Source organism: Reinekea blandensis MED297 (genome assembly GCF_000153185.1).
GTDB classification, from domain to species: domain Bacteria; phylum Pseudomonadota; class Gammaproteobacteria; order Pseudomonadales; family Natronospirillaceae; genus Reinekea; species Reinekea blandensis.
Genome location: NZ_CH724152.1, coordinates 368,287 through 391,227 on the forward strand (window position 1 = coordinate 368,287; position 22,941 = coordinate 391,227).

General features: G+C 52.9%; 19 protein-coding genes. 18 read left to right on the plus strand and 1 reads right to left on the minus strand.

Annotation, left to right across the window (positions count from 1 at the left end):
* The first annotated feature begins 38 nt into the window (after positions 1–38).
* The 8 genes from MED297_RS13335 to MED297_RS13370 all read left to right on the plus strand — a co-directional run bounded on the left by MED297_RS13335 (position 39) and on the right by MED297_RS13370 (position 10,229).
* On the plus strand, positions 39–737 hold the full coding sequence (locus MED297_RS13335) for a hypothetical protein (protein WP_008045740.1): 699 nt from the start codon (positions 39–41) through the stop codon (positions 735–737).
* Complete coding sequence (locus MED297_RS13340; RefSeq protein ID WP_008045741.1) at positions 737–1,315, plus strand: hypothetical protein; 579 nt, start codon at positions 737–739, stop codon at positions 1,313–1,315. Before MED297_RS13335 ends, MED297_RS13340 begins: the two co-directional genes overlap by 1 nt.
* Before the next feature lie 189 nt (positions 1,316–1,504).
* Positions 1,505–2,719 carry an amidase family protein gene (locus MED297_RS13345; protein WP_008045742.1) on the plus strand — a complete coding sequence of 405 codons (1,215 nt, stop codon included), beginning with the start codon at positions 1,505–1,507 and terminating at the stop codon, positions 2,717–2,719.
* Between the two features lie 4 nt (positions 2,720–2,723).
* Complete coding sequence (locus tag MED297_RS13350) at positions 2,724–4,280, plus strand: gamma-glutamyltransferase family protein (protein ID WP_040557368.1); 1,557 nt, start codon at positions 2,724–2,726, stop codon at positions 4,278–4,280.
* 62 nt (positions 4,281–4,342) lie between these two features.
* The gene (locus tag MED297_RS13355) at positions 4,343–5,167 is read left to right on the plus strand and encodes a sulfite exporter TauE/SafE family protein (RefSeq protein ID WP_008045744.1); all 825 of its coding nucleotides are present in this window, start codon (positions 4,343–4,345) and stop codon (positions 5,165–5,167) included.
* Between the two features lie 2 nt (positions 5,168–5,169).
* On the plus strand, positions 5,170–6,396 hold the full coding sequence (locus tag MED297_RS13360) for a pyridoxal-phosphate-dependent aminotransferase family protein (RefSeq protein ID WP_040557233.1): 1,227 nt from the start codon (positions 5,170–5,172) through the stop codon (positions 6,394–6,396).
* Positions 6,389–7,633, plus strand: coding sequence for an allantoate amidohydrolase (locus MED297_RS13365; RefSeq protein ID WP_040557234.1), 1,245 nt, complete (start codon positions 6,389–6,391; stop codon positions 7,631–7,633). Before MED297_RS13360 ends, MED297_RS13365 begins: the two co-directional genes overlap by 8 nt.
* Positions 7,634–7,715: 82 nt before the next feature.
* Entirely contained in the window at positions 7,716–10,229 is a 2,514-nt protein-coding gene (locus MED297_RS13370; protein ID WP_008045757.1) for an EAL domain-containing protein, read from the plus strand.
* A gap of 154 nt (positions 10,230–10,383) precedes the next feature.
* Here MED297_RS13370 and MED297_RS13375 read toward each other — a convergent pair whose 3' ends face one another.
* Entirely contained in the window at positions 10,384–11,685 is a 1,302-nt protein-coding gene (locus MED297_RS13375) for a hypothetical protein (RefSeq protein WP_008045758.1), read from the minus strand.
* Positions 11,686–12,131: 446 nt separating this feature from the next.
* Here MED297_RS13375 and xdhA point away from each other — a divergent pair, with 446 nt between their 5' ends.
* The 10 genes from xdhA to MED297_RS13425 all read left to right on the plus strand — a co-directional run bounded on the left by xdhA (position 12,132) and on the right by MED297_RS13425 (position 22,869).
* The gene (gene xdhA / locus MED297_RS13380) at positions 12,132–13,580 is read left to right on the plus strand and encodes a xanthine dehydrogenase small subunit (protein WP_050762921.1); all 1,449 of its coding nucleotides are present in this window, start codon (positions 12,132–12,134) and stop codon (positions 13,578–13,580) included.
* Positions 13,567–15,918 carry a xanthine dehydrogenase molybdopterin binding subunit gene (gene xdhB, locus MED297_RS13385; RefSeq protein ID WP_008045762.1) on the plus strand — a complete coding sequence of 784 codons (2,352 nt, stop codon included), beginning with the start codon at positions 13,567–13,569 and terminating at the stop codon, positions 15,916–15,918. Before xdhA ends, xdhB begins: the two co-directional genes overlap by 14 nt.
* Positions 15,908–16,798, plus strand: coding sequence for a xanthine dehydrogenase accessory protein XdhC (gene xdhC, locus MED297_RS13390; RefSeq protein WP_008045764.1), 891 nt, complete (start codon positions 15,908–15,910; stop codon positions 16,796–16,798). Before xdhB ends, xdhC begins: the two co-directional genes overlap by 11 nt.
* Positions 16,791–18,149: an allantoinase AllB gene (allB, locus tag MED297_RS13395; protein WP_008045765.1), complete on the plus strand. Its 1,359-nt coding sequence runs from the start codon at positions 16,791–16,793 to the stop codon at positions 18,147–18,149. The genes xdhC and allB overlap by 8 nt, the downstream gene beginning before the upstream one ends.
* Positions 18,146–18,661 carry a 2-oxo-4-hydroxy-4-carboxy-5-ureidoimidazoline decarboxylase gene (gene uraD, locus MED297_RS13400; RefSeq protein WP_008045768.1) on the plus strand — a complete coding sequence of 172 codons (516 nt, stop codon included), beginning with the start codon at positions 18,146–18,148 and terminating at the stop codon, positions 18,659–18,661. Before allB ends, uraD begins: the two co-directional genes overlap by 4 nt.
* Complete coding sequence (uraH, locus tag MED297_RS13405) at positions 18,654–18,989, plus strand: hydroxyisourate hydrolase (RefSeq protein ID WP_008045770.1); 336 nt, start codon at positions 18,654–18,656, stop codon at positions 18,987–18,989. The genes uraD and uraH overlap by 8 nt, the downstream gene beginning before the upstream one ends.
* A 196-nt stretch (positions 18,990–19,185) precedes the next feature.
* On the plus strand, positions 19,186–20,379 hold the full coding sequence (locus tag MED297_RS13410; RefSeq protein WP_008045772.1) for a urate hydroxylase PuuD: 1,194 nt from the start codon (positions 19,186–19,188) through the stop codon (positions 20,377–20,379).
* Positions 20,380–20,878: 499 nt separating this feature from the next.
* The gene (locus tag MED297_RS13415) at positions 20,879–21,391 is read left to right on the plus strand and encodes an ankyrin repeat domain-containing protein (RefSeq protein ID WP_008045779.1); all 513 of its coding nucleotides are present in this window, start codon (positions 20,879–20,881) and stop codon (positions 21,389–21,391) included.
* Between the two features lie 559 nt (positions 21,392–21,950).
* Complete coding sequence (locus MED297_RS22115; protein WP_154650941.1) at positions 21,951–22,316, plus strand: hypothetical protein; 366 nt, start codon at positions 21,951–21,953, stop codon at positions 22,314–22,316.
* Between the two features lie 103 nt (positions 22,317–22,419).
* On the plus strand, positions 22,420–22,869 hold the full coding sequence (locus tag MED297_RS13425) for a protein tyrosine phosphatase family protein (protein ID WP_008045783.1): 450 nt from the start codon (positions 22,420–22,422) through the stop codon (positions 22,867–22,869).
* The last annotated feature ends 72 nt before the right edge of the window (positions 22,870–22,941 follow it).

The window sequence follows — 22,941 nt, forward strand, 5'->3', positions numbered from 1 at the left end:
GCCCGAAAGGGCTCTTTCCCTAACTAAAGAGAACGCTTATGTCCGATTTAAGTGAAGTGCTCGGTTCACTGATGATCTCGCTGGTGCACGCCCGTCGCATGGCGGATGAAGAAACCGCGGCCGTTGCGGAGTATTACAAAGACCACCCGTTGTTGGAGGGAATGAGCCTGCCCCGCGTCCGGGTGCCTGAGTTGACCATTGACCTGCCAGTGACCATCGACGAGTACATCGCCCCAAAAGATGCGGCGTTTGATACACCCGGCAACATTCATAAAGCTCTGATGAGCCAGCTGAAAACGACATTGGACGATGAAGACATTCTCAGTCGTACCGGGTCCTTTCAGAATATTTTTGATCGCGAAGTCAAAAAGAAACTCGATCGGCTGTCGGAGCAGCAAAAGAATGTACAAGGCAAAGTAAGCCGTGAAGCCATGGTCAGAGCCGTTGATGATGCCTTGCAGGCGTCATTAGCCAAGGCGGATATCGATCGCGAGTTGCCGCCGGAAAAGAAACAGACGCTGACCCAGGCGATTCGTCATCGGGTGTCGTCGGTTGCCCTGAAGGCCTGGCCATCGCACAGTAAGTTTAAAACTTCCGCTGTCACCAGTGACGTGAAAGAACGTGCGAACCATGAACTGGCGGTAAGGTTGAACGTCACCTTGCGTGAAGAAGGCCTGGAATGGTCCTCTGGGCAAACCCGGGACGGTGCTGTTCACAGCCGGTTGATGCCGGAATAATGAACTCGATTATCCGGGAAAAAATCCTGTCGCAGCTCGCGATCGTGGGACGGCTGGTGGATCTCTATCAGCAAAAGGACGCTCGCTTTGCAGTCTCGGTGATCGACTGGGTCGAGCAGACCGAAACCGAGCTGGCGCCGTTTCGACTGCCACTGGTGTCCGAGTTGTCCGGCTTGCGAGGGATGATGGCGGCCACGGCGGACGGCTATGTCGAACCATCCGTCGCGCAAACCAACAGCCGCTCAACGCGAAAGCAGATCTCGGCCACTTATATGGTGTTGTTGCAACAGGCGGAACAGCGTCTGCGTGAGAAAGTCCTGACCATCGATGCGGAGCTTGATGAGTATCGCGACAAACTGTCGCAAGTGCTTGCCGTGGCGTCGGAACAGCAACCACTGCCGGCGCCGGACGTGATGTCTACCCAGTACCTGGATCAACTCTGGCACCAGGTCAGTGCCAGTCAGAGCAATAAAACGCTGGTGTTGTATCTGCAGGCACGGATGTCCGAAACGGATCGGCGGTATCTGCTGCAGGATCTGGTGGGTCATCTTCTGGGGCAGGTGAGCGCACAGGCGTGATCAATCTGAGTGCGAGTCGCTCCTTTATTCTGAGTTTAAGCATCATTCTGAGGCGATTGTTCGTTAATATGCACTAAAAGTGCGCTTTATTGGTGAGTGCGCGATAGCAATGTCCCGTTTTTAACGCCTAATCGGAGTTGGCGGGTTTGTTGCATTATCTGTCCAACTGGACAACTTTTAGGTTTGCTCATGGACTCAGTCACTTCTCATCTGCGCAGCACCGCCGGGTTCTGCGAGCACGGTCCTTCAAACTGGCAGTTACACCCGAAAGGGGCGCTGGCAGGTGTGCGGCTGGCCGTTAAGGATCTGTTTGCGGTGGCCGGCTATACCAACACAGCAGGCAATCCGGACTGGCTGCGTACACATGGTCCGGCGACCAAGACGGCCGATGCGGTGCAGCGCCTGATGGATGCGGGATCGGTCTTCTGTGGCTTTACCCAAACCGATGAGCTGGCGTACGCGCTAGAAGGTAACAATGAGCATTTCGGTAAGTCTGAAAACCCGAAATTACCCGGGCACGCCTGTGGCGGCTCCAGCATGGGTTCGGCGGCGGCGGTTGGGTCGCGTTGGGCGGATGTCGGACTGGGAACGGACACCGGTGGCTCCATTCGTGTCCCGGCCAGTTATTGCGGCTTGTATGGTCTGCGTCCATCTCATGGCGTGGTGTCGACGGATGGATTGATTGGCTTAGCTCCACGGTTTGATACGGTCGGTTGGTTTGCCGGTGATGCGGCATTGCTGCGGCAAGTCGGTGAGGTCCTGTTACCTGCGGACCGGCCAGTTGGCAAACCTGATACGCTGAGTGTCGATCCGTATCTGATGTCACAGGCGTTAGGACATTGTGGTGAAGCGCTAAACACAGTGATTGATCGGTTGTCCGGTGTTTTCGGCCAGACTCGCACGGTTGATCTGGGTCTGCAACAGCGGTTCGCCAACCTCAATGACGTGTTCCGGGTGTTGCAGGGACGTGCTATTGCTCACTATCACGGCGATTGGCTGAATGCGACACAGCCTACGTTTTCGAAACCAATCACGGAGCGCTTGCGAATGGCACTGGCTTTGACCGATGCTGAGGTTGAGCAAGCCGAGTCTCAGCGACAGGCCTTCCATGCGCATGTTCAGGAGCAGCTTGGCGACGATGGTGTTCTGTTGTTGCCAACCACACCGTCGACGGCGCCAAAACTGGGCGAAGATACCTCGGAGCTGCGTCCTAAACTGCTGACATTGACCGCCATTTCAGGCCTGACGGGCAGCGCACAAGTGCATTTGCCGCTGATGCCGCTGGCCCGAAAACATCATCCATCCCGACCGTACGGATTTTCACTGTTGATGCCGTCCGGTCAGGATCACACGCTTTTGCGTCTGTCCGAAGCCGTGACAGATGCCTGGAACCTGGGAGTCTGATGCCATGACCCAACAAATCGCTTTTACAGCACCTCATTGGGCCGCGACCGAAGCCGGACTGGAAATACTGCAACGCGGCGGCACGGCTACTGAAGCCATGGTGGCTGCAGCCGCGGTCATTTCAGTGGTGTATCCGCACATGAACTCCATTGGTGGCGACAGTTTTTGGCTGGTGCACACCCCCGGTGATGAGGCGCCACTGGCGATTGATGCCTGTGGTCGTGCGGCCACGAACCTGTCGGCTTACTCCAAAAAAACGCAACTGAAAAGCCGCGGCGGCGAGGCATGTATTACACAGGCCGGCACCATTGCCGGTTGGCAGACCGCGCTCGATCAGGATCCACGAGCGTCACTTGAGCTGTCGGTGCTGCTTGAGCCGGCCATCCGTTGGGCCGAAGGCGGTATCATCGTGACGCAAAGTCTTGCCGATGCGGTACGCAAAGTGCTCGATGAAGGTCAGGCGCCGGAGAGTTTTCGCGAGCTGTATGCACCGGACGATAAGCCGCTGGCACCGGGCGACAAATTCATGAACCCGGCGCTGGGTGCGACCTTCAGAACGCTTGCCGAAAATGGGCTTCGGGATTTTTACCAGGGCTCTGTCGCTCAGCGGATTCAGCAAGCGCTGAAAGCCATGGGCAGTCCGTTGTCTGAACAGGATCATCGCCAGACTCAGGCCGATGTGGTAACCCCTTTAAGTGTGTCATTGACCGGACTGCGGTGCTTTAACTTGCCAGCGCCAACGCAAGGTGTGCACTCGCTGCAGATTCTGGCACAGGTCGACCGACGACGATCGGAAATGACCTCGAAAGCGGATTGGGCTCATCTCATCATTGAGGCAACCAAGCAAAGCTTCGCCGATCGCCCGGTGATCCTGGCCGATCCACATACTGTGCCCAGTGCGTATCACGACGCCCTCAGTGATGCCGTTCTGCAGAGTAAAGCCGACCGTATCGATATGGAACGCGCCCGTGAATGGCCTTTCCCGAGTGAACTTGGCGATACCGTCTGGATGGGTGCTCGTGATGCCAGCGGCCAATTGGTCAGCTTTATTCAAAGCATCTATTGGGAGTTTGGTTCGGCCAATGTAATTGAAGATGCTGGCTTTGTCTGGAACAACCGGGGCATCAGCTTTTCGCTGGATGCCGGCGATATCAATGAGCTGCTACCCGGCAAAAAACCACGCCACACGCTGAACCCGGCTATGGCCCTGTATGACAATGGGCAGCGGTTGAGTTACGGCACCATGGGCGGGGAAGGGCAGCCGCAAACGCAGGCAACGTTGTTTTCCCGCTTCGTTTGGCAAGGGGCGTCCTTAAGTCAGGCCATTGCCGAAGGCCGTTGGTTGTTGGGGCGTACCTGGGGGGATGTCGATGACGATCTGAAAATTGAAGCCGACCTGGCTGATGAAATTGGTGAAGAACTGACCCGGCGCGGCCATCGCTGGCGTCAGGTTCCGGCCTGTAATGAGATGATGGGACACGCCGGGGCGATTTTCGATTCCGGCTCCGAAGTGAGTGCGGCGACCGATCCGCGCTCCGATGGTCGAGCGGAAGTGGTCTGACTGCTTCCATGTACAATCAAGAAACAATAAATCTAATTAAAGAACCGTGAAGAGAGTCTGATATGAATGAAGTACTGAGTTCCTGGCCCATTGTTTTAGCGCTGACCGGAACGGGTGTGTTGGCTGGCGTTCTGGCCGGTCTGCTTGGCGTCGGTGGCGGCATTGTGATTGTGCCGGTGCTGTATTTTCTGATGCAGGGGTTTGGTGTCAGTGCGGCCTCGGCCATGGCCATTGCAACCTCCACCAGTCTGGCGATTATTGTTCCGACGGCCATTTCTTCAGTTCGCGCGCATTATCGCAAGGGCAATGTGGATGTCGAGTTACTGAAGTTCTGGGGCGCCATCATTCTGCTGGCGGCCATCTTCGGCAGTCTGATTGCCAATGCTGTGTCTGGCACCTTCCTGACCTGGATGTTCGGGATTATCGCGGTTCTGGTCAGCATTAATATGCTGTTTCGGTCGGGTGCGCCAGCATTGTTTCCGACGCTGCCGGGTAAACCCGGACAAGCGTTAATGGCCACATCGGTTGGCGGTTTGTCGGTGATGGTCGGCATCGGCGGTGGCACCATCGGGGTGCCGCTGCTGACCTCTTTTAACGTGGCAGCGCACCGTGCGGTTGGCACAGCGGCCGCCTTTGGCTTGCTGATTGCCCTGCCCGGAGCCTTAACCTTGATGGTGGTCGGTGAGACGCCGATGGATGCGCCGGTCGGCACCTGGCGGCTGTTAAACCTGCCAGCACTGGCGTTAATTGTTCCGCTCACGGTATTGTTTGCACCGGTTGGCGCCTGGTTGGGTGCTAAGCTGAACGCAAAAGAATTGAAGAAAGCCTTTGCGGTTGTGCTGTTTTTCACCGGCACCCGCATGCTGATTCAAGCAGCCGGAGTTTGAGCATGACCGATCCAAGAACATTGAATCCACCGCCCCGTTTGTTGATGGGACCAGGCCCCATTGACGCCGACCCCCGGGTTTTACGAGCTATGTCGGCACCGTTGATCGGCCAGTACGATCCGGCCATGACCGGTTTTATGAATGAAACCCAGGCACGGTATCGTCAGGTGTTCAGAACCCAGAACGCAGCGACGATGCTAATCGACGGAACCTCACGCGCTGGCATCGAAGCGGTACTGGTCAGTGCGCTTCGTCCAGGCGATCGGGTGCTGGTCCCGATCTTCGGTCGCTTCGGGCATCTGCTTGCTGAAATTGCTCAACGTGCCGGTGCAGACGTACATACCATTGAAGTTCCCTGGGGCGAAGTGTTTGAACCAGAACAGATCGAAGCCGCCATTCGTAACGTTCAACCACGAATGCTGGCCATCGTTCAGGGCGATACCTCAACCACCATGTGTCAGCCACTGGAAGAGCTGGGGGCGATTTGCCGGGCGCACGACGTGTTTTTTTATACGGACGCCACAGCTTCCATCGTGGGGAACGATCTGCGTGCAGATGACTGGCAATTGGATGCCGTGTCCGTCGGCTTGCAGAAATGTCTCGGCGGGCCATCCGGTTCCGCACCGGTTACTTTAAGCGACCGCCTGGTCGATTGGATGCGGCAACGCCGAAAGGTCGAAGCGGGCATTCGTACTGAAGCGCATCAGGATGGCAGCGAGCCGTTTATCCGATCCAATTATTTCGATTTACCGATGATTCTCGATTATTGGGGCGAGGAGCGTCTGAATCATCATACCGAAGCCACCACCATGTTGTATGGTGCGTCAGAATGCGCGCGTCTGGTGATTGAAGAAGGGCTCGATCAGGCCATTGAACGTCACCGCCAACACGGTGACGCCATGTTGGCTGGTGTGCAGGCTTTGGGCCTGAAACCCTTTGGTGATCTCAACCATAAAATGAATAACGTGGTGGGCGTGGCCATACCGGACAGCGTGGATGGTGATACGGTACGCGCTCAGATGCTTACCGATTTCGGTATTGAAATCGGCACCTCCTTCGGACCCTTGCATGGAAAAATCTGGCGCATCGGGACCATGGGTTACAACGCGCGGAAATCAGCCGTGTTACAGACTCTGTCTTGTCTGGATAACTGTCTGGCTGTGAATGGTTATCGAGGACCGCGCGGGGAGGCGGTGCAAGCCGCCTTGGAGAGCTATGCGCATGCGTGATGTCAAACATCGAGCCATCGCCGAAACCATTCTGGATCGTTGCGATACTCTGGCGGCGATCAGCGAGTTGCCCGATGGCATCCTGCGCCAGTATCTGACCGATGAACACCGCCGCGCTAATCAGCAAATGGCTGATTGGTTTGCATCGGCCGGGTTGCAGACCTGGCAGGATGCGGTTGGAAATCAATGGGGACGGTTACCCGCTGCTGACGAGGATGCGCCGCGGTTAATCATTGGTTCGCACCTGGACACCGTACCCTATGCCGGCGCTTACGATGGCATTCTTGGTGTTCTGCTGGGGTTGTCTCTGCTGGAGTATTTCAGAGAACAACCGGCCTTACCGTTTCATCTGGACGTCGTCGGTTTTGCCGATGAAGAAGGCTCGCGCTTTGGTACCACTCTGATCGGCTCGCAGGCACTGGCCGATCAATTTCAGCCCGCATGGCTCGATATCCCAGACCGCAATGGGGTTCGCATGGGTGAAGCCATGCAGCAGTTTGGCTTGGACCCGGCCCTTGTGCGTGAGGCGAGGCTCGATCCGGAGTCGGTACTGGCCTACTGGGAGGCGCACATCGAGCAAGGCCCGGTGTTGGAAGCTCAGGGTTTATCCTTAGGCATAGTGACCGGGATTGCCGGTGCCAAACGCGCGCGGGTGCAAGTTCGGGGTCAGGCGGGACATGCCGGCACCACCCCGATGCGATTGCGGCGCGATGCACTGGCCGGGGCGGCGGATCTGATCGGTGTTATCGAACGCATCGGGCAACAGGGCGTATCGGGCGATGTTGCAACGGTGGGCGATGTGGCCGTGCGACCCGGCGCTGCGAATGTCATCAGCGGCCAGTGCGATTTGCAACTGGACGTACGCTCCTTAGATGATGCCCGCCGTGATGCCATGATTGAAAAGATTGAACAGCAAGCCGAAACGTTGGCACGCAGTCGTCGGTTAAGCATCGAGTTTGATTGGTATCACCATGCACCGGCGGTACTGTGCGATGACACTGTTCGCGAGCGACTGACCCGAGCCGTCGAGCTTACCGGGACCATTGCCTTTCCATTACCGTCCGGCGCGGGACACGATGCCATGGCGGTGGCTTCTGTCGCGCCGGTGGGCATGTTGTTTATGCGCTCGCCCGGTGGCATCAGTCATCATCCGGATGAATCGGTCATCGACGAAGATGTTGCGCGTGCGTTTGAAGTGCTCATCGAAGCCGTGCATCAGCAGGCTCAACGCTCTTAATGGTGCATGACGTCGAAGAAAAAAGCGCCACTCAGATCCTGTGCTATAGTCATTTGAATGTTGGTCAACCGGCGTCAGAATATTGCAACGGAACGCGCTTCTGAACAATGGCGTTGCAGCCCTGGTGTTGCTTCTGGTCTTTTCTTTCCTACTCGTCCTGTTGGTCTACTGGTCGCGGGGCGTTGCGCTGTTCGAAAACAACCTGGCTGACGACTATCAGCTTCGCTTCGAGTATTTGCTGGACTCCGACGCAACGACCCTTGAGCAAATATCTGAATCTGTCTTTACCGAGGGGCAGATGAATAAAACACCGTCATCCTTCGGTGTGCACAACCACTGGTATCGGCTGACGCTGAGCAACGATGATCTAGATCGTGTTGATCTGCGCCTGATTTTTGATAACCCCACGCTCGATGCTTTGACCATTTATGTAATCGATCAAAATCCATCTGATTCAGCCTCTGCGCGCCTGGGTGATTCAGTGGATAACGTTCCGCTCGCACAGCGTGCACTGCCGAGTTTCGCGTTTCAGATTTCCGCCGGAGAAACCACCCAGGTTTGGTTGCATCTGCAGACGGTTGGCTCTTCACAACTGTCGATGCGTTTGTTGACGGAAGATCAATTTCATCAGTTTGAGAAACGAATTTATCTGTTGTGGGGCCATTTTGTTGGCATCCTGATCATCATGGCGGCCTATAACGCGGTGCTGTACTCGGGTGTACGCGATACCACCTTTCTGCACTACATCGGCTACCTGGTTAGCATTATGTTAATGATGGGGACGATTCATGGGTATGGATACCTGATACTTCCTGTGCCCGTACAACTGTTCCTCAGTCACTACATCGTAGCCGTGCAGAGTGCCGTTGGATTGGCCACGCTATTGTTTGCGCGCACCTTTTTGCGTATCAAACGCGACTCATTGCGCCCTTATCAGTGGTATCGATTCATTTGTGGTGCGTTGTTGGGGTTGATTGTTCTGTCGTTTCTGTTGCCGGAAAATCTATCGGCGCGAGTTCTGCTGGTCATGCAGTTGCTGATCTATGTCTCCGTCGCGATGATGATTGGGTATCGGTTTCGTGAACGTTTCCGCTGGACCCGATATTACGTGATTTCATGGCTGCCGTTTTTTACCGGTGCGTTGATCGGCATGTGGCTGTTCGGGGGGCTTGTCGAGTATTCTTTCATCACTCGCCATGCACTGATGTTCGGAATGATTCTGGAAATGATCCTGATCTCAATGGCCTTGGCTGACCGGATGAGTGAAGCGGAACGTTTCCGATTGTACAACGCGACTCACGACAGCAAAACGGGTTTGGCTAACGACTATTACCTGGCGACGAAACTTGAACAGTTGGCGAAGGAGTCAGCCCGTGGGCTGGCCTTAGTTGGGGTTAAGCTGACTAACTATGAACAGATCGGCTCGTACCTGAAAGAAGATCAGCGGGTAACGTTGCTGGTGTCATCAGCGGAATGGTTTGAACAACGTATTGATGAGTATAGCGAGCTGCTGACACTCGATCCTCGGAATGAAGTCCGCACGATTTTGTATAACGATTCATTGCTATTGTATTTGGTGGCTCTGAACAACGAAGATGAACTTAGTGAGGTCTTGCATCGGCTGGAGGGCCAGCGAAGTGTCCAGAACGATGTCTTACCCTTTCGATTGAGTTGTGTGTTTGTTGGCCGTTTTCTGGATCATTGGGATGGGAACTATCAGGCCGCTATTAACAGCATTCGTCAGAGTGTTACTACAGCCATCGAATCAGATCAGCGCGTCGTCATTTATTCTGAAGCCAATCAGCAGGCCGGTTTACGCCGACTTCAACTGGCTCAGGATCTTGAAGATGCATTGGAGCAAGATGGTCTGATGTTGTATTTGCAACCTCAGCAATATATTGACGGACGTCAACAAGCAAACTGTGAAGTGTTGGCCCGTTGGTCACACCCGGTGTTGGGGATGATCCCGCCCGATGAGTTTATTGGCATCGCCGAGCAGACAGGATTGATTGGCTCATTAACTCAATGGGTCATTGGCGAAAGTTTTGCCATCAGTGAACAACTCAGGCGGGCAATCGGTGAACCGGTACAGTTGTCGATAAATATTTCAGCCAGTGACCTCTCGCATCCGGAATTTTCCGAGTGGGTGATCCGAGAGGCCGTATCGAGAGGTATTAACCCCGGCAACTTTATACTGGAAGTGACAGAGACTGCGCACAATCAGAATCAGGCGATGTTTCAACGCAATCTGATAAAGCTGAATGAGGCCGGGTTTATGTTGGCCATCGATGATTTCGGCACCGGCTACTCATCGCTGACCTATGTCAGTGATTTCCCATTCTCAGAACTGAAAATTGATCGCTCATTGATATCTGAAATGGCCTCGTCGGCCCGCCAGCAAAAGATCATCCGGGCCACCATCGACATGGCACACGGTTTGGGTCTGGTGGTGACGGCCGAAGGCATAGAAGATGAGGCGACTCTGAAGGCCCTGGCAACCATGCACTGTGAAAAAATTCAGGGCTACTATTATGCCCGGCCAATGCCGGTTGCTGATTATCTGGCCTGGGTTCAAACCCGCATTGAGGCTCTGTAACAGCACCTTATTAATGTATTACGGTAACTGCAGTCTCGAGCAACAAGGAAAACAGATAAGAAGTAAGCGGATTATTATATAAAAGGGCAACTCAGGTAGAGTGCCCATTTTATAGCAGTAGATGTCTGAGTTACTTTACAAATTAAGTGATGCGTTATTGTGTAAACTCATATTTAAGATAAAACTTAAAAATATGCGGATCGTTATAAGAGTTCGGTACTGCTCGGTCAATCGTTTTACTGGTGCTGTTGTCTACTCCGTCACCTAAGCCCGAAATCAAATTAAGTTCATATTCCTTAATTGAAATGCCATCACTATCGAAAACCTTTTTACCATAAAGGATTCCCATGTCAGTAAAGTCGATGTTCCTTCGCCAGTCCACTTTTTCTGGCTCGATTTCTTTCATTTGAATGGTGCCTGAATCGATATTTGAACTGACAATTTGAAAGCTATCACCTTTTTGGATGGCGCTGACAATTTCATCATCATAAAGATGACTGTCATACCATTCATCAAACTCAACTTTGTTGATTAGACTAAGCTCATCATTTGCCCATTCATAAATCATGAGCTCTTTTTGAGTGGCATGTAAAAGATCGGTCACAAGAAAGCTGCGTTCTTCGTGTTGAAATAACTTGAGGTTTGGCCTGGTTTTATGATCTTTAAAATCGCTCAGGCTTTTTAATGTCGTGATTTCAGTGCTGTTCCATTGACCATCAATATTCTCGACGAGTTCAAACTTAGAATCTTTATTAACAATAAACTGTGGCTTTGCAGCGTTCACCTGAAAGGCGAAAGTGACATCGTCCTGATAAACAATATCGCCGTTGTCAGAGTAGATGACGAGTTCATTCGCTAGTGGTTCATAATAAGCGGTACTTAAAGATATTAAATAGAACCAACTGGAGCCTGCCCGTCCAAAATCCGAATCGAAAGCTTCTTTTGTCTCAAATACTTTGGTTAGTTGAAGCTCATTGTTCACCACTTGTGCTTTGCCAATGGCGATCCTACTGGTCTTTCCAGGATCATAACCAAACAGATAGTCGTCACCTGAGGAGTGCAAGTTTAGTCTTTGCCTTCGGTCATCGTAACACGGCGCATTTATCAATCTGGGTTGGGCAATAGACGCCAGCTGCCCCGATTGATTGTCAATAAATACAAGGTGTTCGCCTCCAGACTCCCAGTGATCAATCATGCCGAGATAATCCGTTCCTCGATGGCAGCTGCGATTCCAATACACATCTTTTAATGCATTACCGTTGCTGTCGAACAGTTTTAGATCATTAATGTTGCCATTCGCATCGATAAATTTAGCCTGATCTTGATTCAGATAAACCAGAGTGGCGTTTTTAAGGTTAGTCGTGCTGATCCAGTGGTCCGGGGTGGAATCTACTTCCGTTTCTTGGCAACCAAACAGTGTAAGGGTGAGCGCAAGAGTGAGACTGCGATTGATCAAAGTTTGTTTTCCTTAACAGGGAGCTTTAGAGGGTGGCTTTTGCCAGTAACTTAAATGTTCTTGCGGAACTAAAAGCGGCGCGGATTCTATCAGTTTGTTGGTTTTTCGGTACTGAGAAATGGAAACTTTTTAAACGCAGTTCACATTTCCTTTGCTAACAGCGTATTAACCCAAAAAGGCCTGCTGAGTTGAGTGTGGTGTGACCAGTTCAAGGCTGTGTTTTTGGAGGCTTCCAAAGCCTGTCTAGCTTTACATCTTTGTGAAGGTCGAAGAGCAACGAGTGACATCTCTGGTCAGGATGCTATTCTGATTTGACCTGACCGCATGGTCAGCTTATTGGTACGGTAAGTGCTAAGAGAATAATAACAATGATTAGACAGCCATGGACCACTAATGCAGGTTCACCCAGCTAAAATGGCTGCAGGCTGTCGCCGGAGAGAATCAACGTGATCACATTTCTATTGAATCAGACACCGGTCCAGATCCATGAGGCGGCACCATCGCTGAGCGTTTTGGATTGGCTGCGCACCAAAAGCGCACAACGCGGCACCAAAGAGGGCTGTGCCAGTGGCGATTGTGGTGCTTGCACTGTCGTCATTGGTGCACCGGGTGACCATGGCGTTGAGTATCGGCATGTTAATGCCTGCCTGATGCTGGTCGGACAACTGCATGGTAAGCATTTGATTACCGTGGAAGGACTAAGCGAGCCGAGTGCTCAAACACCGGAGCAACTGCATCCGGTACAGCGAGCGATGGTGGAATGCCATGGCTCGCAATGCGGGTTTTGTACACCCGGCTTCATCATGAGCATGTTCGCACTGTACATGAACTTTGACCAATGCCCGCCGCGTGACACTGTCATTGCGCATTTAGGCGGTAATCTGTGTCGCTGTACCGGGTATCGCCCCATTCTTGATGCCTGTGAGCGCATGTACGAGTACCCCCGCAGCAGTGACACCTTCCGCCCTGCGGCTCAGGCCTTCTTTGACGCTCGTCAGCCGACGCCGGCGGTAATGAGCGAAGGACCTCGTCAGTTTACCGCACCGGAATCACTGGCCGAGTTGCTTAAGTTGCGTCAGCAATGGCCGGACGCCCGCCTGATTGCCGGCGGAACCGATCTGTCACTGGCCTTTACTCAGGCGTTGGAAACGCCCGCACAGGTGATCAGTCTGACGGACGTTGCCGAGCTTCAGCAGATGACCGAACACAACGACTGTCTTGAGATCGGCGCCGCCGTCTCTTACGAGCGCTTCCTGCCCACGCTGTTACAGCATTACCAGGAAGCAGAAGAAATGTTTCACCGTCTGGGCTCGAAACAGATTCGTCACAGCGGCACGCTGGGCGGCAGTCTGGGCAATGCCTCGCCTATTGGCGACCCGGCCCCATTGCTGTTGGCATTACAGGCCGATCTGCAACTGGTCGGTCCCGGCGGTTCGCGTTGGGTGCCCGTCAGTGAGTTTTTCCTGGCTTATCGCGAGACGGTATTGAAGGACGACGAAGTGATCGCCTCGGTTCGTGTACCAAAACGCCGTCCTTCACAGGCGCTGTACTGCTATAAAATTTCTAAGCGCATTGAAGATGACATTTCAACGGTCTTGCTTGTGCTCTCTTTCGATATCACCGACGGCCACATGCACAACGTTCGCTCCGGTTTTGGTGGCATGGCGGCGATTCCGATGTCTTCGGAGTCGCTGAATGCAGCGCTGGAAGGACAACCCCTGACACTCGATACCCTAGAGCAAGCCGGCCAGGTATTAGCCGATGACTTTAACCCGATGTCCGATGTGCGGGCGACTCGCCAGTACCGATTGCAGGTTTGTCAAAATCTGTTGCTGCGTGTCGGTTATGAACAACAGGCCATGGCTCAGGTGAGGATTCAACATGCGGCACTTTGAAACCCGACTTCCCAAGTCCTCACACAATGCGGTAGGACGACCCAGCCCCCACGACAGTGCCGTCACGCAGGTGACCGGCCGGGCACATTACATTGATGATCAGCCTCTGCCGGCGGATGCCCTGCACGCCTATCCGGTCTTAGCACCGGTGGCCCAGGGCACTTTGAAACAGATTGACTCTGCCGAGGTTGAGCAATGGCCCGGAGTACTTGCGGTACTCACCACCGAAGACATTCCCGGTCGACGGGACATCGGTCCGGTGTTTCCCGGAGACGTCTTGCTGGTGGAAGACCGCATTCACTACCACGGGCAGCCGGTGGCAGTGGTGGTGGCCGAGTCCTATGAACTGGCGCGTCGTGCCGCTCGCGCGGTGTCGGTTGAAGTGGACGCCGAAGCCGCACAATTAACGGTTCAGAAAGCCGTTGCCGACCAGCGCTGGGTGCGACCGCCCTTTACGCTGACCCGAGGCGATATTGATCAAGGTTTCGCCGGCTCTGACCATGAACTGGCCGGCGAAATCAGCCTTGGTGGCCAGGAACACTTTTATTTGGAAGGCCAGGTTGCTCTGGTCTCACCGACCGACGATGGTGGCCTGTTTGTGAAATGCTCCACCCAGCACCCGAGTGAAGTTCAGCATCTGGTTGCGGATGTGCTGAATAAGCCGATGCAGGCGGTTACCGTGGAAATGCGACGCATGGGTGGCGGTTTTGGCGGTAAAGAAACCCAAGCGGCACAATGGGCCATTCTGGCGGCCATGGCGGCCGACGTGACCGGTCGGACCGTAAAGTTGCGGTTAGCGCGTGCGGACGATTTTCGATTGACTGGTAAACGACATCCCTTCTGGAATCGGTATCGGGTGGGCTTTGATGACGAGGGTCGCATTCAGGCCGCCGACATCGAGGTCAATGGCAACTGCGGTTACTCACCGGACTTGTCCGATGCCATTGTCGATCGCGCCATGTTTCACGCTGATAACACCTATTTTTATGAGCAGGTGCGCATTACCGGGCACCGTGCTAAGACCGATACCGTCAGCCATACCGCCTTCCGCGGCTTTGGTGGTCCGCAGGGCATGATCGTCGCCGAAGCGATTATGGACGACGTTGCCCGGCATCTCGGAAAGGACCCGGCTGACATCCGGCGGGTGAATCTTTATAGCCCGGGTCGGGATCAAACCCCTTACCATCAAACCGTCGATCAGTTTGTCGTCGGTGACATGATGCAGAAACTGATGGACGAGGCGGATTACACCTCCCGACGACAGGCCATTGCCGAGTTCAATCGAACCTCTCCGATCATTCGTAAAGGGTTGTCTATCACTCCGGTGAAGTTTGGTATTTCTTTTACCGTTCAGCATCTGAATCAGGCCGGTGCGCTGGTACATGTCTACACCGACGGTTCGATTCATCTGAACCATGGCGGTACCGAAATGGGGCAGGGGTTGAACGTTAAGGTTCAGCAAATAGTGGCGCAGGCATTTGGTGTGCCGCTGGCGTCCGTCGGTGTTTCGGCAACTCGTACAGACAAAGTACCGAATACCTCCGCGACAGCGGCGTCGTCAGGTTCCGACCTCAACGGCATGGCGGCCTTAAATGCAGCCAACACCATTAAGCAGCGGCTGATAGAGTTCCTGGTTGAACGCGACGGCGCGGACCCCGACTCGTTTGTGTTTGAGCAGGGGCAGGTGCAGTACGACCAGGGCAGCCTGACGTTTAAGGAGCTTGCCAAGGCGGCATACGAAGCGCGCATCAGTTTGTCATCGACCGGTTATTACGCGACACCGAAAATTCATTTTAATCGAGCAGAAGGCAAGGGCCGTCCGTTTTTCTATTTTGCGCATGGCGTGTCGATGACGGAAGTCGAAGTCGACACCCTGACCGGCGAACAGGCCGTGACGCGCGTCGACATTTTGCACGATGTCGGACATTCCCTGAACCCGGCCATCGACATCGGCCAGATCGAAGGCGGTTTTGTTCAGGGCATGGGTTGGTTAACAACGGAAGACCTGCGTTGGGACGACCAAGGCGCGCTGGCCAGCTTTGGTCCGGCCACCTACAAAATTCCGGCGATCGGCGATATGCCCGCCGAGTTCAACGTGCGCCTTTATGACTCAGAGAATCCGGAAACGACCGTGTTTCGTTCAAAGGCGGTTGGGGAGCCACCGTTCATGTTGGCCAACAGTGTCTGGTGCGCCATTCGCGATGCAGTCTCGAGTCTCTCGGACTACCGATTCTCGCCACCCTTAACGGCGCCGGCGACGCCGGAATCGATTTTGGCGGCGGTTACCGCAACTCGGGCATGGAGCTTGCAAAAGCAGGAGCATGACGATGCTGAATAAACACACTCAAGGGTTTCACCCTCAAACCTGGTCGCAGGCAATTGCACAGCTCGAAACGCAATCGGTGCCGTATGTTTTGGTGACGATTCTGGGTACCGCCGGATCCACACCTCGTGAACAGGGCACTAAGATGGTCGTCACCGCTGAGGATATTTTCGATACCGTCGGTGGCGGACACCTGGAGTTTCGCATTGTGGAACAGGCGCGGGCACAGCTGATCGAAGGTCAGTCGGCGCAGGATCTACAGCATTTTCCGCTTGGCGCGAGCCTGGGGCAGTGCTGTGGTGGCTCGGTGTCGGTGTTGTTTGAATGCTTTGTGCCTGAGCGCTTGCCGGTGGATGTGTATGGTGCCGGTCATGTGGGTCAGGCGCTGATTTCATTGTTGGCGGGGCTGCCCGTCCGTGTGCGATGGATTGATGCACGGGCCGAACTGTTTCCGCCGACATTGCCAGCGAATGTGCAAACCATTGTTGAACCGCAACCTGAAGATGCAGTCGCCGATGCCCAACCGGGAACGGCAACCGTCGTACTGACGCACAACCATCAACTGGATTTTGCCATTGTCGAAAAAGCACTGCGGCAAGGCGCCTCGGCGTTTCTCGGTGTCATCGGTTCGGATACTAAAGCCAAACGGTTCCGGATGCGATTGGCGCACAAAGGCTTTACTGACGAGCAGATTGCAAACCTGACATGCCCCATCGGGCTGTCCGAGGTCCCCGGTAAGCGGCCGATGGAGGTGGCGATTTCTATCGCAGGCCAGTTAATTCAGCAGTATCAGAACGAGTTACCGAACGCACAACGAGAGGGCTTGCAGTGGCGCGAACTGCGGGGTGTTCTGCAAGCCGATGAACCCACATTGGTTGAGGTAAACCATGACTGAACATTGGTTTCGCAGCCGTCGAGTCGCCCTGCCAGATGGCATCGCACCGGCGTCTGTCTGTGTCGATCAAGGTCGCATTGTGGCCATTGAGGCTTATGAGGTCGACACCGGAGTGTCCAACTTGACGGATCTGGGCGATCAGGTGTTGATGCCTGGGTTGGTGGACAGCCACGTGCACATCAACGAACCCGGTCGAACCGAATGGGAAGGCTTCGATACCGCAACCCATGCCGCCGCCGCTGGTGGGATTACCACGGTAGTCGATATGCCGCTGAACTGCAGCCCGGTGACCACGACTACCGATGCCCTTGAAGCGAAGTTGGCAGTGGTCGGCGATAAACTGTGGATCGACACCGCCTTCTGGGGCGGTGCCACGGCGGATAATCTGGAAGACTTGCCGGATTTATTGGACGCAGGTGTGATGGGCGCAAAGTCGTTCACTATCCATTCTGGCATCGACGAGTTTCAGTTTGTGAATCGCGAACAGCTCAAAACCGCGATGCATGAAATGGCCAAACGCGGGTTGCCGCATCTGGTACACGCCGAAGTCGATCATCATCAAACGCCGCCGATGGAAATCGCTTCCAGCTACCACAGCTTTCTTAAAACCCGACCACCACAATGGGAAAACGACGCCATTGCGATGGTGATTGAGGTAATGCGCGAGTTAAGAGACGAAGGTTTAATGCCGCACGCGCACATTGTGCATCTGAGTTCCGCCGAAGCGTTGCCGATGATTGCCTCGGCGCGCGACGAAGGTTTAAAGCTGACGGTCGAAACCTGCCCGCATTATTTAGTGCTGGCTGCTGAAACCATCCCCGATGGTCAGGCATCGTTTAAATGCTGTCCGCCGATCCGGGAGCAAACCAATCAGGAACAACTTTGGCAAGCCCTGCTCGACGGCGTGATCGATTGTGTGGTCTCCGATCACAGCCCCTGCACGCCGCAGTTAAAAAATTTAGACAGTGGTGACATTGAGAAAGCCTGGGGCGGAATCAGTGGTTTGCAGTTTGGTTTGTCACTGATCTGGAATGCGGCCCGCGAGCGAGGTATCGATCTGGACACTGTCGTCCGCTGGATGTGCCAGCAATCGGCGGAAGCGGCCGGGTTGAGCAATAAAGGCCAGATTCGCGTTGGCTATTACGCCGACTTTTGCGTTTTCGACCCGGAGGCTCAGTTCACCATCACACCGGAGATCATCCACCATCGCCATAAGGTGTCGCCCTATGTTGGAACGACCCTGTACGGCGTGGTGAAGGCGACCTACCTCGCCGGGCACGCCATCTATCAGGACGGTGAGTTCATTGGCCGGGCCACAGGCCGGCCGCTGCTAAAAACGGAGTCGATATGACGCTCGATGAACTGAACCAACTTTCCGGTGAAGCCGTCGCCAAAGAGTTTGAAACCTGTTGTGTGTCGCGCCGCTGGATCAATGGCATGGTCAACGCGCGGCCATTTCATTCGATTGATCAGTTACTGAATTGCGCGGATCGGCTCTGGCAACAGGCCAGTGAGAACGACATTCGCGAAGCCTTCGAAGGGCACCCGCGTATTGGCGATGTGAATACCCTGAAAGCCAAGTTCGCCAACACCGCAAAAACAGCCGGGCATGAGCAGTCAGGCATGTCGCTGGCCGACGAAGCGGTGATTCAGGCGATGAAAACACTGAATGATGAATACTATGAGCGCTTCGGTTACATCTTTATCGTCTTTGCCAGCGGCAAGAGCGCGCGCGAGATGCTCGATATTCTGAAGCGTCGTCTGCGCAATGATGCAGAGACCGAACTAAAAATTGCAACCACCGAACAGGGCAAGATTACCCGCTTGCGTTTGCGCAAATTATTGGGAGCCGATCATGACTAAAAGCCCGATCACCAGCCACGTATTAGATACCGCAACCGGCCAACCTGCCGCCGGTTTGCCGGTGCAGTTGTCACGGCTCGAGGGCGAGACCTGGCAGACGGTGGATGAAGCCATCACCGATGCCGACGGGCGCATCATGACTTGGCGGGTGCCGGATCAGGATCTTGGCTTTGGCACCTATCGCCTGCGGTTTCAGTTGCAGTCGTATCTGGGTGACAGCGCCTTTTATCCCTACGCCGATGTGGTGTTCGCGTTGGCCGATGAACGGCATCACCATATTCCATTGCTGTTGTCGCCTTTTGGTTATTCCACTTACCGTGGTAGCTAGCAGAAGCAGCCTCCGGTCAACGGGTTTGGAAGCTCGCGGTGAATCCCTCCTTGGACACTCGCCAAAAAATGTCCTGTTTTTGGACGTTTTCCAAACCCGTTGACCAAAGATTGCTGTCATCGGATGAATGTCGAGTGTCCGAGGCTATCTAACCAAAAAGCGCAGCGATAAACGCGAATAAAAAGAGAGTATTTACATGAGCAGTTATTTTTTTGAAGTCGTCCATCTGATCCTGCGTTACTTCCATGTCATCGCCGGCATTGCGTGGATCGGTGCTTCCTTCTACTTCATCTGGCTGGACAACAACCTGCAGGAACCACCGCAGTGGAAAAAAGATAAAGGCATAAAAGGGGATCTTTGGGCCGTGCATGGCGGTGGCTTTTATGAAGTGGCCAAGTACAAACTCGGCCCCGAAGAAATGCCGACGACCTTGCACTGGTTTAAATGGGAGGCCTACACCACCTGGATAACCGGCGCGTTGTTGTTGACGCTGTTGTATTACGTCGGTGCAGATGCCTATCTGTTGGATGCCTCCAAAAGCACTATGAGTGCCGCCGCCGCGATCGCTGCCTCCATAGCCAGCATTGTCATCGGCTTCCTGGTGTACGAAGGTTTGTGTCGCACACCCTTGGTTGAAAACGGTCGTGGATTTGCCGTGGTCACCGTTGCCTTGCTGGCTATATGGACCTGGGGGTTAGACTTGTTCCTGGCCGACCGGGCCGCCTACATTCATGTCGGTGCGCTGATCGGAACCTGTATGGCAGCCAACGTCTTTACCACCATCATTCCCGGCCAACGATACATGGTCAATGAAATTGCCCAAGGCCGAACCCCGGACTCGGCACCGGGGCTAAAAGGCAAGCAGCGTTCTGTGCACAATAACTACGCCACCTTGCCGGTCATTTTCATCATGCTCAGTAACCACTTTCCGTTTACCTACGCGCACCCATTTGGCTGGCTGGTGCTGGTGGCATTGTTCATCAACGGCATGTGGATTCGTCATTACTTTAATTTGAAGCACCAGGGGCAACACAAACCCTCGGTGTTGATCGGTGGGTTGATTGCATTTTTTGCCATCATGCTGGCCATTGCCCCGTGGTCTAGCTTGGCGAACCAAGATGCGACCGTTCAGATTCATGTTTCAGACGAACAGGCCTGGAATATTGTGCAGACGCACTGTACCGAGTGCCATGCAACGACACCGTCGTCGGAGCTGTTCAGTGCCGCCCCGGCTGGCTTTGTACTGGAAGATTTAGCACAGGTCCGCGCAGCGAAAACTCAGGTGCTGCAGCGTGCAGTGACCGTCGGCGACATGCCGCTGGGCAACATGACTCAGATGACAGGCGAAGAACGGGCACAGTTGGGCGCTTGGCTGGCAGGTCAGCCTTAACTCTTAAAGGGTTAGCTCTAATTAGTCGTAAATGAAAAAGCGTTACGACAATTTGTAGACCCCTCGTTTGGCTGTACAGGCCAAGCTAGGGGTCTGTTCAGACAAACCGGCCGTTAGCTAACAAACCTCTGCGTTCCGTCAGGCTGGCCTCCCACTGTTTCCTCGTTGTCAACCTTATGAACTCATCTGACAAAATGCGGTATTCCATGCAGCTTTTTTCGAATATGCCTGACTTATGATGCAGACGCCGTAAAACTCGGAAAGTACACATTGAGTTGAACTAATTAAAACCCATAGAACCTCTAACATGCGGCTTCTGGGCGCCACTTGATTTCGAAGAAAACCGCACAGGCCACTTTTAGGATAATCAAATTGACAGAATAGCCTGAACCGCCGATTATGACTGGAGCTGGTGGCAGATCTGAGAAACTCACCGTTCCATATATGCCGCACCATAAGAAAACCGCAGGTGCGGTATAAGAAACTTTTATGAGTAGCTATGAACTTTGATATCTGCTTCAACTTTGATTTCAGGGATTTGAGCAATGAGGACATCATTGAGATCTTTGATGAAATTAAAGATATAAATTCTGTCGATGATCAGGGTGATACGCTATTACTTTGGGCATGCAAAGAGTATAACCTCCAGTTGATTGAATATGCTCTATGTCGTGGTGGTGATACTAACTACCTAAATGAATGTGGGGAAACTCCAGTTCAAGAGGTTATAAATATTGCTGAAGACAGAGAAGAAATTGCTTTAGCTATCTTACAAAAACTCATTGATGCTGGAGCGAATCTGGAAGTCAGAGGGTTTATGAAGAAAACGGCTTTTCTGAAGGCATGTAGCCGCAACTCCAAAAAAGTAATTGAGTTACTCGTGAGAAATGGAGCTGATGTAAAAGTTACAGTTGAAGAAGATGGAAAACTGCTAGATGGTTGCTTTTATGCAGACATCTTTGGTGAAACACCTGAAATCAGAAGATATATTGGTCGGCTAGTGAACTCATAACAAGAAATTGTTGTACAAGCCCGCTCAAGAACCGCTTACGCGGCGGGCTTCGGACTCGTGACCTCGCCGCAAAATAAAAACGTTACAAGGCAAAAGCTTGAGGAAATATCTATCAATTAGTTTCATCGCTATTTTGCTTAGTGCTGTTGCATGCTATTTCAACAGTCCAACCGCAAGAGCTTGGTTTAGTGAGGAAAAGTGGGAGTATTTCGGCAAGCTAAATGTTGTTGATAATGGTCGGTACGAAATGGTTGCAAGCCTGAAATTCTACATTAAAAAAGGAATGTCTAAGGCAGAAGTTATAGATGTGTTGGGAAGGCCAGATGAAATCGAGGGTAACGTATATAAATACAACACAGGTTACTTTTGCATTAATTGTGACTCGGGCGACATAAGCTATTACATATTAAGTTTTGAAAATGGGAAAGTTGCTGGCATTCATTTCTTGGCTTAATTGCCTTGTAATCAAGAGTGGCTGGTCCAAGCCCGCTTAATACCGCTGTCGCGGAGGGCCTTTGACTCACTATCTTTCGCGCCAGCACAAAAATGTTAGATGCAAATGAAGAAACTAATCCTACTACTATTTGTTGCTGCTTCAGCTCATGCAAGTGAAAGAGTGTATGGAATTTACTCTAGCTTGGAAGTTAATCCTGATTCCGGAGATATTGGTGGAATGGAAGTTTTGATATTGCATGATGGACGTCCAGGGGAATGTAGTGATTCTGCACTCGTACAAGTTGCAGAAGGCTGGGTACAAATGCCAGCCTTGGTAGATTGCTGTCATTGTTCAAAAGAAAGTGTTGAATTTGTAGTTCCTAAATTAGGCAATTTTAGAGGAGTCATCATCGATGGTGTACTCGAGGGTGAGTTTATTGACTCCGGCTGGAGGCATTCACTACCTAAGGGCAATAGCTTCTGGCAGTAAATCACCTAGCCAATTGTAGCACGCAGCTCGTTCCGGGCTTTTGACTCAAAACTCACTGGCGTTCGTTTTTCACCTGTGTACAAAGGCGTTACGAACAAGGAAGATGATGGACTCTATCAAGAATTTTATTCAACTGACCAATGATATTGCGACAGCTGGACAGCCTAAGGAAGTAGAGTTTAAGGATATAGCTGAGGCCGGATATAAGTACGTTGTTAATATAGGAATGCTTGATCACCCACATGCGGTAATGTCAGAAAACAAAGCTGTTGCTGAGCTGGGGTTAACATATGTACATATTCCAGTCGCGTTTGACTTACCAACCAAAGAGCAAGTTCGGTTTTTCTGTAATTTAATGTCATCGCTTAAAGGTACTAAGGTATTTGTACACTGCATAATGAATTTTAGAGTTTCAGCTTTTATGTATCACTACTTGTCAAAGGTTGAAAAGCTTCCAGAAACTGAAGCTAAATCATTAATGTTTGAATACTGGGAGTTAGACCCGGTATGGGAAGAACTTATGTCCTGGTCATCCGAAGACATCGGCTTGTAACAAAGCAATGTTGGGCAGTCCCGCCAACCGCTCTCGCGGCGGGCCATCGACTCACGATCGGTCGCGGCAGTA

What these genes read in the sequence shown, in the direction of transcription:
- MED297_RS13335 (WP_008045740.1), top strand. Translation starts at nt 39, where the DNA reads ATGTCCGATTTAAGTGAAGTGCTCGGTTCACTGATGATCTCGCTGGTG.
- MED297_RS13340 (WP_008045741.1), top strand. Translation starts at nt 737, where the DNA reads ATGAACTCGATTATCCGGGAAAAAATCCTGTCGCAGCTCGCGATCGTG.
- MED297_RS13345 (WP_008045742.1), top strand. Translation starts at nt 1,505, where the DNA reads ATGGACTCAGTCACTTCTCATCTGCGCAGCACCGCCGGGTTCTGCGAG.
- MED297_RS13350 (WP_040557368.1), top strand. Translation starts at nt 2,724, where the DNA reads ATGACCCAACAAATCGCTTTTACAGCACCTCATTGGGCCGCGACCGAA.
- MED297_RS13355 (WP_008045744.1), top strand. Translation starts at nt 4,343, where the DNA reads ATGAATGAAGTACTGAGTTCCTGGCCCATTGTTTTAGCGCTGACCGGA.
- MED297_RS13360 (WP_040557233.1), top strand. Translation starts at nt 5,170, where the DNA reads ATGACCGATCCAAGAACATTGAATCCACCGCCCCGTTTGTTGATGGGA.
- MED297_RS13365 (WP_040557234.1), top strand. Translation starts at nt 6,389, where the DNA reads ATGCGTGATGTCAAACATCGAGCCATCGCCGAAACCATTCTGGATCGT.
- xdhB (WP_008045762.1), top strand. Translation starts at nt 13,567, where the DNA reads ATGCGGCACTTTGAAACCCGACTTCCCAAGTCCTCACACAATGCGGTA.
- xdhC (WP_008045764.1), top strand. Translation starts at nt 15,908, where the DNA reads ATGCTGAATAAACACACTCAAGGGTTTCACCCTCAAACCTGGTCGCAG.
- allB (WP_008045765.1), top strand. Translation starts at nt 16,791, where the DNA reads ATGACTGAACATTGGTTTCGCAGCCGTCGAGTCGCCCTGCCAGATGGC.
- uraD (WP_008045768.1), top strand. Translation starts at nt 18,146, where the DNA reads ATGACGCTCGATGAACTGAACCAACTTTCCGGTGAAGCCGTCGCCAAA.
- uraH (WP_008045770.1), top strand. Translation starts at nt 18,654, where the DNA reads ATGACTAAAAGCCCGATCACCAGCCACGTATTAGATACCGCAACCGGC.
- MED297_RS13410 (WP_008045772.1), top strand. Translation starts at nt 19,186, where the DNA reads ATGAGCAGTTATTTTTTTGAAGTCGTCCATCTGATCCTGCGTTACTTC.
- MED297_RS13415 (WP_008045779.1), top strand. Translation starts at nt 20,879, where the DNA reads ATGAACTTTGATATCTGCTTCAACTTTGATTTCAGGGATTTGAGCAAT.
- MED297_RS22115 (WP_154650941.1), top strand. Translation starts at nt 21,951, where the DNA reads ATGAAGAAACTAATCCTACTACTATTTGTTGCTGCTTCAGCTCATGCA.
- MED297_RS13425 (WP_008045783.1), top strand. Translation starts at nt 22,420, where the DNA reads ATGATGGACTCTATCAAGAATTTTATTCAACTGACCAATGATATTGCG.